The sequence below is a fragment of the Paenarthrobacter sp. genome (genome assembly GCF_031180005.1).
Classification (GTDB): domain Bacteria; phylum Actinomycetota; class Actinomycetes; order Actinomycetales; family Micrococcaceae; genus Arthrobacter.
The window spans coordinates 1-10,459 of record NZ_JAPSHI010000049.1; the positions used below are offsets into that span (position 1 = coordinate 1).

At 62.9% G+C, this 10,459-nt stretch carries 8 protein-coding genes and 1 pseudogene; 3 read left to right on the forward strand and 6 right to left on the reverse strand.

The window, feature by feature from the left end; all coding sequences use genetic code 11:
* Positions 1-745, reverse strand: a pseudogene (locus tag RIF72_RS19405) (urocanate hydratase); the annotation flags it as partial.
* Positions 746-906: 161 nt separating this feature from the next.
* On the opposite strand from RIF72_RS19405, the gene RIF72_RS19410 reads away from it, so the two are divergent.
* Positions 907-1,344, forward strand: coding sequence for an SRPBCC domain-containing protein (locus RIF72_RS19410; protein ID WP_309076426.1), 438 nt, complete (start codon positions 907-909; stop codon positions 1,342-1,344).
* Here RIF72_RS19410 and RIF72_RS19415 read toward each other — a convergent pair.
* Together RIF72_RS19415 and RIF72_RS19420 are read right to left on the reverse strand one after the other, a co-directional pair.
* Positions 1,341-2,147, reverse strand: coding sequence for an IclR family transcriptional regulator (locus RIF72_RS19415; RefSeq protein WP_309076427.1), 807 nt, complete (start codon positions 2,145-2,147; stop codon positions 1,341-1,343). The two genes, RIF72_RS19410 and RIF72_RS19415, sit on opposite strands and share 4 nt — an antisense overlap.
* 261 nt (positions 2,148-2,408) lie before the next feature.
* Positions 2,409-4,373: an ALF repeat-containing protein gene (locus RIF72_RS19420; RefSeq protein WP_309076428.1), complete on the reverse strand. Its 1,965-nt coding sequence runs from the start codon at positions 4,371-4,373 to the stop codon at positions 2,409-2,411.
* 257 nt (positions 4,374-4,630) lie between these two features.
* Here RIF72_RS19420 and RIF72_RS19425 point away from each other — a divergent pair, with 257 nt between their 5' ends.
* Positions 4,631-6,091: an amino acid permease gene (locus RIF72_RS19425; protein ID WP_309076429.1), complete on the forward strand. Its 1,461-nt coding sequence runs from the start codon at positions 4,631-4,633 to the stop codon at positions 6,089-6,091.
* Positions 6,092-6,124: 33 nt separating this feature from the next.
* Here the strand turns inward: RIF72_RS19425 and RIF72_RS19430 are convergent, their stop codons facing one another.
* The 3 genes from RIF72_RS19430 to RIF72_RS19440 form a co-directional block, all read right to left on the reverse strand.
* Positions 6,125-7,420, reverse strand: a complete 1,296-nt coding sequence (locus RIF72_RS19430) for a DUF222 domain-containing protein (protein WP_309076433.1) — start codon at positions 7,418-7,420, stop codon at positions 6,125-6,127.
* Positions 7,421-7,631: 211 nt separating this feature from the next.
* Complete coding sequence (locus RIF72_RS19435) at positions 7,632-8,381, reverse strand: 3-hydroxybutyrate dehydrogenase (protein ID WP_309076430.1); 750 nt, start codon at positions 8,379-8,381, stop codon at positions 7,632-7,634.
* A 4-nt stretch (positions 8,382-8,385) separates the two neighbouring features.
* Positions 8,386-9,771, reverse strand: coding sequence for an MFS transporter (locus RIF72_RS19440; RefSeq protein ID WP_309076431.1), 1,386 nt, complete (start codon positions 9,769-9,771; stop codon positions 8,386-8,388).
* A gap of 137 nt (positions 9,772-9,908) precedes the next feature.
* Here RIF72_RS19440 and RIF72_RS19445 point away from each other — a divergent pair.
* Positions 9,909-10,459, forward strand: a 551-nt coding sequence (locus RIF72_RS19445; RefSeq protein ID WP_309076432.1) for a LysR family transcriptional regulator, incomplete at its 3' end; no start/stop codon positions are given.

The window sequence follows — 10,459 nt, forward strand, 5'->3', positions numbered from 1 at the left end:
GACGCTCATCCTTGGCCTTCTGGACCTTGGCAAGGGCAGCATCCAAATCGGTTTCGACCTCGTCCAGGTACCGCTTACCCACACGACGACGCAGGCGGGACTCATCCACGTCCACGATCAGGCAGGCCCCGTCGTTCAGCGTCACCGCCAGCGGCTGCGCACCGCCCATGCCACCACACCCACCAGTCAGGGTCAGGGTCCCCGCCAGCGGCCCCTCCGTGGAACCAGCCGGAGCCGGTGCCGGGTGACGGCCCTCAGCGGCGAGCTTGTTCCCCACCGCGGCGAACGTCTCATACGTGCCCTGCAAGATGCCCTGCGTGCCGATATAAATCCACGAACCTGCCGTCATCTGCCCGTACATCATCAGGCCCTCAGCCTCGAGCCGGCGGAACTCAGGCCACGTCGCCCAGTCCCCCACCAGGTTCGAGTTCGCCAACAGCACGCGCGGTGCCCACTCATTCGTGCGGAACACACCCACCGGCTTGCCCGACTGCACCAGCAGGGTCTCGTCCTTCTCCAAGGTCTCCAGGGTCCGGGTAATCGCATCAAACGCAGCCCAGGACCGCGCTGCGCGGCCGGTGCCGCCATAAACCACCAAATCATCAGGGCGCTCAGCGACCTCAGGATCCAAGTTATTCATCAACATGCGCAACGGCGCTTCGGTCTGCCAGGACTTGGCAGTGAGCTCAGTACCCCGGGCAGCCTTGACCGGGCGGGCTCCTGTAGTGAAATCGGCGGGTGCCATGGTGGCTCCTTCGTCAGTGGGAAGTGTGTGCTGGAAAGATCTTCTGCTTCTACTAAAGCCCCTTTATCAAGCGGCTGGAACGGCTTTTCAACGGGTACTGTCCGGGATTACAGACCCGCTCAACCCTCGCATTCGCGCGATAAAAAGAGCATGCTGGACCCATGGGAACGCACAGGGTAACCACGCTCGTCGCCGCGCCGCCCGAGCGCGTCTTCGCAGCATGGACGGATCTTGACCGGTTCCCGGAATGGATCGGTGGAGTCACCCGCGTGACCGATCGCGTAGGCGCAATCGACCAAGCCGGCAGCCGCTACACGGTCTGGTTCGGGAAGATGGCAAGCCCCACTGAGATCCTTGCCGTCACGCCTCCCTGGCACATCCGCACGCGGTTCGGCAATGCAATCCTGAAGGGCGAGTCCGATGTGCGATTTACTGCCGAGGGCGAAGGCACGCGCATTCGGCAGGAGTTCATGACCCGCGGTTTCATCTCAGCGATTTTCGGACGAATCTTCGCCATGGGGTCGTACCGCGGCAGCTTCCAAGGTGAACTGGAGACCTTCCGCAAACTCGTCGAGCGCGATGTCTCAGGGACGGGTTAGCCCGCCGGGCGTCCGTGGATTCGCACGGACAGTTCGTCCGCCGCCTTACGGATGCGGGCAGCCAGGACCGGCCATTGCTCAGCCGGAACTTTGTCCTCCAAGAACGTGACAGCGACTGCCGCCGTCGGCCATCCCACATGGTCCGTCACAGCGGCTGCGATGGAACCGAATCCCGGCGTGATTTCGCCGTTTTCCGTGGCGTAGCCGCGTTGCCGAACCTGATCCAGATGGGATGACAACGCCGAGTACTTCATAATGGGGAACTCCACCTCGTGCCGGGAGGTGAAGGCGGCTGCATTCGGGTAAAGAGCGCGCACCTGTGACTTTGGCAGGGCGGCCAGGATCGCGCGGCCGGAGGCAGTGAGATGGCTGGGGAGGCGGACCCCGACGTCGGTCACCAGGCTCGGGCGGTTCTTGGCACGTTCCTCCACGATGTAGAGAACGTCCCGCCCGTGCAGCACCGCCAGGTGCGCACTCTCACCGATGACGTCAACCAACGACGCGAGCATCGGCCGGCCTAGGCGCGACAACGGCTCCTGCCGCGAGTACGCCGAGCTGAGCTCGAACGCGCTGATGCCCAGTCCGTAACGCTGTTCCTCGTGCAGGTGGAGGACAAAGCCGTTCGCTTCCATCACGCCGAGCAGGTGGTACACACTGGATCGCGGCAAGCCGAGCGCGGTTGCAATGTTCGACGCCGCCATGGGACCCCGGCGCGAGGCCAACAGTTTCAGGATGCGCAGCGTATTTTCGGCGGCCGGGACTTTGGACGTGGCTTTGCCTGGGGCGGTCGGCGTCGTTGTCATGGTTCCTCGCTGCTCGGATTTCAGGATCGTCGAACCGTGACTGTCCGGTATCCCGTACTCTAGCGTGCCCCCTTTGCAGGGCAAAGACCACCTCGGAATCGTTGTTCGGTGTCTGAGATGCCGGACCAGTTCATCGGGCCGCTAGCAGACGTTGGCTTGGCTGCCCTTACGCTGAAGCCGTGCCCTTGCGTCGGAGCAGGAACGTGATGGCTCCGGCTGCGGCCAGAACCAGCCCCACGATCAAAGCAATGGTCCAGCCGTTCATCCCGCAGAGGAAGCAGCCAGCGGAGTTGCAGCCTCTTGGGACTGAGAATCAACGGATGCTGAATCCTGGGCGCCTGACGCGGCCGGCGGCACCGACACGCTGGGCGCGGCCGATGGAGTGGCAGCGGGCGTTCCGGCGGCTTCTGACGGGGTTCCGGTTGGGGCAAGCTCGACGGCGGGTGGGTAGTCACGAGGCCACGGAACCGCGACCGGGGCTACTCCGGTTCCAGTGTGCTGTGAGGCATCAACCTGGCCAGCACCCGCCTGACTGGCAGCAGCTGTAGCGGCAGCCTGACGAGCGGCTTCCTGTCGTGCCGCTTCCTGTCGTGCCGCTTCCTGTCGTGCCGCTTCCGCGGTTTTGGCAGCGTCAGCCGCCTTGCCGGCGTCGACGGCTGCTGTATCTGCCAGTCCAGCGAGCTCGGCGATCATGGCGTCGATGGAGGCAACATGGGTCCTGGTGGCCATATCCCGATCAAGAGCTGCAAACTGACCAACCGTAGCGAATTCCTGCGCATCTCCCCGGCTGCCGTCCAAGGCAACATTGGCGGCTACCCGCAATTCCAGGTCTGCATCATCCAACTTCTGGTAGGCGAGGATGCGGTTATCCAAATCTTGGGCCCCAGCAAATCCGTACTCAAGGAAGTATCGGACATCTGCGTGACTAGCGGATTTGGCAGCGTTGGAGCTGGCCTGCCGCACATGAGCCCCGCCCGTTGCGTGGAGCTGGGTAAGGCGGATTCTGTCTTCAAGAATGGCGGGGCCGTCCAGCTCAAACGCAGCATCGTGTCCGACGCTGACGAAGTCCTTGATTGCGGTGTTGCCACCCAGTAGCGCGGCCTCCGCAGCCTTCCGAACCGCAGGCGTGCCCACCAACGCGAGATCCAAGGTGGCCTGACGGGCGTCGTTGATCAGCCCGTCAAGGTCGGCTCCGGGCGCCGTCAGGGTTGCGAGAAGACCGGGCACCTCGTTGGCAGCCTTGGCGAAGGCCTCCTGGAGTGGCTTTTCAGCAGCTATGTTGGCGCTGTCGATGATGGCACGCGGAACTGCCTGCGTTGTCAGGAAGTCCCACTCGGCCATCAATCGATCCGTGTCAACAGTCCTCGCAGCTGCTGCGGTGTTCTTGGCCTTTTCCACAGCGGCCTTCGCGCGATCAGCCACGGCGGCGGTGCCGTTTGGATTGGCTGCGATATCTGACTTGACCTGCTGGAGCAACGCAGAAACTGCAGTCGACTCAGCGTCGCGGTCTGCCGTAACGAACTGGCCGTAACGAAGGAAATCGGCAACGACACCCCCGTCGTCAGTCTTCAATGCCGCCTTGGCAGCGGCAGAGACCGCGGGGTTCGGGGATGCGCTCACGGCAAAGGCCGCTTGGCGGTCTGTCATAAAGACTTTGGCGAGCCAGCCTTCAAGGACAAACTTCTCCACTGCAGCGTCACCTTTGTCCAGGCTCTCGGAAGCGGCGCGTTCAACATGAACGTTGCCGTAGTCGAGGAAGAAAGTTGCAGCAGTGCGCAGGTCGCCCTTCCAGGTCTCTGCCCAGCCCGTGGCGAGGAATGCATCAATCTTCGCAGGGTCATTCGCTGCCAGGATAGTGCTGGCCAAAGAGCGAACATGCGCACTCCCCCGGGTCGTCAGCTCTCTGACCAACTGCTTGCGGTCCGCGGCGAGCGTGATGTCCTGTCCGTCGTCGAGGAATACTTGAAGCGCATCTGCGCCACCCACAAGCGCGGCAGCAGCTGCAGTTCGGGTGGCGGGGCCAGCTGTCTTCCAGAGCTCGACCACTCCAGCAGCGTCAGCAGCCCGCTCAACGAACGGCGCGGGAGCCTGCGAGGCGTGCGGGACTTCAAAGTCGGGAACGTCGTAGGCCTGCACGGGAGCAGCGAAGAGCAAGGAAGCTCCAGCCACCACGGCAATAAGGGCAGCAGTAACACGGCGCCGGGTAGCGCGGATTGCAGAAATCAAGGGTCCCCCAAGTAACGGATGCGATTGGCAGCACGGAGTTCAATGGGGGCGACGCGGATGCGAGGGATGCCTGACCGGTGACGAGCTGTCCGCGGTCATCATATCCGACCGGGGACTATGACTTTGTCCACTCCGAAACCAGCCGCCCCTGGACTGTCTGCGATGAAAGACACCAAACCCTCGTGAGTCCGATCACAAGGCACCCAAAAGTGATCTGCTGGATAGCGATCCCCTCCCAAAGACGAGAAGGTTTTACTATGCAACAAACCAAGCTGGCCGCGGAGAGCTCTGTCCTCCAAGCCGCCGGTACGGCGCTCAGCCGAGGCCTCAACGTCCGCCACATACGCTTCATGGCGCTCGGATCTGCGATCGGCACCGGCCTTTTCTACGGCTCTGCCTCCGCCATCCAAAAAGCCGGTCCTGCTGTCCTCCTGGCCTACATCATCGGCGGTGCGGCCGTGTTCATGGTGATGCGCGCCCTCGGTGAGATGGCTGTCCGGCACCCCGTGTCCGGCTCGTTCGGCCAGTACGCCAGCAAGTATCTGGGACCGTTCGCCGGCTTCGTGACCGGGTGGACCTACGTGTTCGAGATGGCGATCGTGGCCATAGCCGACGTCACCGCCTTCAGCATCTATATGGGCTTCTGGTTCCCACAGGTGGACCGATGGATCTGGGTGCTCGCGATCATCCTGCTCCTGGGCGCTATGAACCTGCTCAGCGTGAAGGTGTTCGGCGAACTCGAGTTCTGGTTCTCGCTCATCAAGGTGGTGGCGATCATCGCGATGATCGTGGGCGGTGCAGCGATCGTGGTGTTCGGCTTCCAAACGGGCGACGGCGGTGGCGTGGCACCGGGGCTTGGGAACCTTATTAATCACGGTGGTTTGTTCCCGAACGGTTTCGAGGGGCTCCTGGCCGCGTTCGCCGTCGTGATGTTTGCCTTCGGCGGGATCGAAACGATCGGTATCACGGCGGGCGAAGCCACCAACCCCAAGAAGGTCATCCCGCAGGCAGTTAATACTGTGCCCGTCCGCGTTTTGTTGTTCTACGTACTGACCCTGGGCGTGCTGATGAGCATCTTCCCGTGGAATGAAATTGGAAGCAGCGGCAGTCCGTTCGTGCAGATCTTCGATGGCCTGGGCATCCCTGCAGCGCCTCATATTCTCAATGCCGTGGTCATTACGGCTGCCCTGTCAGCGATCAACAGCGATATCTTCGGTGCCGGTCGCATCCTCTTCGGACTTGCCCAGCAGGGCCATGCGCCCAAGAGTTTCAGCAAGATTTCCCGGCACGGTGTTCCGTGGATGACCGTGGTGATGATGGGCGGCATCCTGCTGGTTGGCGTCGTACTCAACGCCGTCATACCTGAAGACGTGTTCGTGCTCATCGCGTCCATCGCTACGTTCGCCACGGTGTGGGTCTGGGTGATGATCCTGGCATCACACGTCGCCATGAAGCGTGAGATCAAGCGCAAGGGCCTGCCGGCGTCGGAATTTGGTTCGCCACTGTGGCCCGCTGCGTCGATCCTGACCATGGCTTTCATGGCCATGGTGATCGTGATCCTCGGCGTCTTCGAGGACACGCGAGTTGCCCTGTATGTTGGCGGCACCTGGTTGGTCCTCCTGTTCGTGGCTTACAAGCTATGGGTCCGCGGGGGTGGCCTGCGCCGGGTCGAGCTCGTGGACGAGACATCGTCGATCCCCGTGGTGAAGGCGCGCTGAGGTCACTGCAGCACTGAGTTCGTTCCAGGCACGCTAGTTCCCGAGGCGGGTGGGTCTCTGCCCGGGCAAAGGCGGGGCCTTGGATTGGTAGCTATGACCCGTGGGAGTGCTGACTTGGAGCATGTGCACGTCAGCACTCCCACCGGGCTTGCTCGTTGCGGCCCAGCCGGGGTTTTCCTTGGTGTGGTTGCAGGCTTCGCAGAGCCCGGCACCATTGTCACGGTGTGTGCTGCCACCGGCATGCCACGGTATGACATGGTCGATGTGTCGGATGGGCGCGTCGCAATAAGGGGTCCGACATGTGTGATCCCGGATTTGGATAAAGCGCCGCAGCCGTTGAGGGAAGAGCCGTGCTTTTGAGTCCATCGTCAACAGCTCACCGCTGCCGGGAGCGGTGTAGAGGCGGCGGAGCAGCACTTTGAGTTCGCGGCGACCTGCGGACTCCGTGCCCTCCGTAGGATCCTGGACTCGATGATCCTGATCCTCAGACCCGGGTTGCCCCTCAACCAGAAGAGCCCTTGCCCATTCCGAGGGCACGATTCCATAGCCTTCAAGCCGGGCCGGCTCGGAATCTCCTTGGAAAAGCGTGCGATCGGTCATGACCAGATTGAGGTCGATACCCGAGACCCCTCCCCGCGTGCCGGTAACGCGTTCGGTCAGGGTGTCCGCCATGATTTGGCCGCGGGTCCGCGAATCTCCGCCGGAGCGCACTGAATCAGCTGTCCGGGTCAGCGCAGCATAGACGGCAACGCCTTGGGCGACCGGGAGCAGCGCGGTGAGGTACGTCATGGTGTCCGGTGCAGGACGGAGACTGACCGTGCGTTCCGTGGCGGCATGGCTGGCTCGCTGAGCCACCGACCGCGGGTCACGACGATATGCGGCGGCTTTTGCTGCGGAGACGATTGCTTTGTCTCCGGCTCCATCGAAAGTCCCGGCGTCAGGAGCGAGTTCCTCGTCGACCGCAGCCCGGTCCTCCACGGACAAACAGGCCGTTTCCTTCACCAGCAGCGTGGCCCGCCATTCGTTCAACTGACCCGATTCCAGTGCTGCCATAGTTCGCGGCATCTCCGTGACAAGCGCTTTGGCAAGCCCCAAGTGCCTGGATCCCCGATTCGGCGACTCCCTCCGCGCCAACGCCACCTGCGCAGCAACGCCCGGTCCACGTTCGGAAGCCGGCACCCCGGCATCGGCCTGCTCGGCTCTCTGCGCCAGATCAAAGGCAACTGCGGCCCGTGCCTGCCGGGCAGAAATTGCAGACTTCAGGTCCTCAAGATCGCGCAGCTCGTCGATCAGCTCCGAGCTATCGGTGCTGGTGGGAGCCGAACCCATGGCCAGCAAGAGCTCCCGTATACGTAGGCCGCGAAACGCCACCTGTGGCACGGAAGCCACGGCAGCCGAGGAAATCACAGCGCAGCCAGCAGCATCCGGCGGCGAAGCCACTGACGCCGTCTGCGCTACCTGTTTTCCGTCCATAGAGCCACTCTTTCAGCGACTCCGATCGAGCATCAGGCCCAAAGTTGCCTATGTGGAAAACCCACCCCTACCGCGCCGACCATCCCCCGTCCATGGTGTAGCTCGCGCCGGTGACCATGCCGGCGTCGTCGGAGGCCATCCACGCGGCCAGCGAGGCAACTTCCTCCACCTCCACGAGCCGCTTCACCGCCGACTCCGTGAGCATCACCTTGGACAAGACTTCGGCCTCGGGGATGCCGTGGAGCCGGGCTTGGTCGGCGATCTGCTTCTCCACCAAGGGTGTCCGCACGTAACCGGGGTTGATGCAGTTGGACGTGACACCGCGCTCGCCACCCTCCAACGCAGTGACTTTGCTGAGCCCTTCGAGGCCGTGCTTGGCGGAGACGTACGCGCTCTTGTACGCCGAGGCACGGAGCCCGTGGACCGACGAAATATTAATGATCCGACCAAATCCGTTGGCGTACATGTGCGGGAGCGCGGCCCTGATGAGGAGGAACGGGGCCTCCAGCATCAGGGCCAGGATCCGCCGGAACTCCGCGGGTTGGAACTCCTCGATCGGGGCAACTTTTTGGATGCCGGCGTTGTTGACCAGGATGTCGCAGTCCAGGCTCAATGCGGCCAGGGCGTCGACGTCCAAAAGATCCACCGTCCAGGCGGTCCCGCCCAACTCATCGGCGAGGGCCGCAGCTCCGGAGGCATCGACGTCGGCCACTACTACCTTCGCTCCACGGGCGGCGAGCGCACGCGCGCAGGCTGCCCCGATTCCGCTCGCTCCGCCCGTAACCAGTGCCTTGCGTCCGTTCAAGGAGTTATCCATGGAGCTAGCCTTTCGAAGTAGCGGTGGTCAGACCGTGACGGATCGCGTCGGCCTCGTCCACCTCTTGGAGGGCGATGCCCTTGGTCTCCTTCAGCGAAGCAACTGCGACCACGGTGATGGCGCATGCAACCACGAGGTAGATCGCTGTGGGAACCCAGGAGCCGGTGTCCTTGAGCCACTGGGTTGCCAGCAGCGGTGCGAGCGAACCGGCGAAGATAGATGTGACCTGCGAGCCGAGCGAAACGCCGGAGTAGCGCATGCGGGTGGGGAAGAGCTCGGACATGATGGCCGGCTGGCCTGCGTACATGAACGCGTGCAGGCAGAGGCCGATCGTCACGGCGAGAACGATGATCACGGCGTTTTTGGTGTCGAACATGGGGAAGGCGAAGAACGGCCAGGTTGCGCCGGCGATGGCTCCCACCAGGTACACAGGCTTACGTCCCCACGAGTCCACCAGACGCCCGACTTGCGGGATGACCAGGAAGTGGATGACGTGGGCGATCAGGAGTGCCAGGAGGAGCGAGGATGTGTCGTACTTATGGACGCTCTTGAGGTACACGATCGCGAAGCTCACCACGAGGTAGTACATGATGTTCTCTGCGAAGCGGAGCCCCATGGCTTGGAGGATGCCCTTGGGGTACTTGCGGATGACCTCGCCGACGCCGTAGCTGATGGCCTTGGACTCCTCCACCTGTGCCTTGGCTTCGAGGAAGATGGGGGCTTCGGTGACGTGGGTGCGGATGTAGTAGCCAACGAAGACGATCACTGCGGACAGCCAGAACGCTACGCGCCAGCCCCAGCTGAGGAAGGCTTCGCTGCTGAGGACCGTGGACATGGTGAACAAGACGGCGGTGGCCAGGAGGTTACCTACCGGCACTGCTGCTTGCGGCCACGAGGACCAGAAACCGCGCGACTTGTTGGGGCTGTGCTCAGCCACCAGCAACACAGCACCTCCCCATTCGCCGCCGAGTGCGAAGCCCTGGATGAAGCGGAGTGCCACCAGCATGGCCGGCGCCCAGTAGCCGATCTCTACGAAGCCCGGGAGGCAGCCCATCAGGAAGGTGGAAACGCCCACGATTACGATGGTCAGCTGCAGGGTGGGTTTGCGGCCCAGCTTGTCGCCGATCTGGCCGAACACGATGCCGCCGAGCGGCCGCGCCACGAAGCCAACAGCGTAGGTAATGAACGCTTGGATGATGCCGTCCAGTTCGTTGCCGGTGCTCGGGAAGAAGTACTTGCCGAAAACCAACGTGGCGGCCGTGGCGTACAGGAAGAACTCGTACCACTCCACCACGGTGCCGACCATCGACGCCGCGACGATCTTCTTGAGTCCGGAACCTTCGCCGGCGTCTTTCCCTGCTCTTGATGCGGAGCGCTGCTCTACGCTCATATCCATCTCCTCAGTGTCCTCTTTGACCCATTTGAACGCGTTGTGATCCACAACACGAAATGCTCCACTGAGTATTGCTGCAGATTCTTCGGCGCTCAATGACCAAAGTGGCACCCTATGTGTGCAGAATTGCAGATATGAATCCGAACCCCGACGACCTCCTCATCTTTCTCGCCGTCTCACGTTCAGGAAAATTCACGACGGCGGCCCAAGCCTTGGGACTCAACCACACCACGGTCTCGCGCAGGATAGCGGCGCTGGAGAAGGCGCTGGGCGGCAGGGTCCTCGCGCGTGCGGCCGGGGGTTGGGAAGTGACAGAGCTAGGCGCCGAAGCCGTACTTGTCGCTGAGCGCATTGAAGCTGCGGTGGGTGCACTGGGACCGAGCGACCGCGCCCCCGACCCCATTACCGGCGTCGTGCGCATGACCGCGACTGATGGCTTCAGCGCCTATATTGCTGCGCCGGCAGTGGCCCGCTTGCGAAGGGAGCATCCTGGACTCAGCGTCGAGATCGTGACGGTGACACGCCGGGCATTGCAGCAGCGCTCGGGGCTGGACATCGAAGTGGTGGTGGGGACGCCGCAGGTTCATCGCGCCGAAGCGGTCCGGCTGGGCGAGTACCGGCTGGGGATGTATGCCTCGCGCGCTTATCTGGCGGACAACGGCACGCCTTCCAGCATTGAGGAACT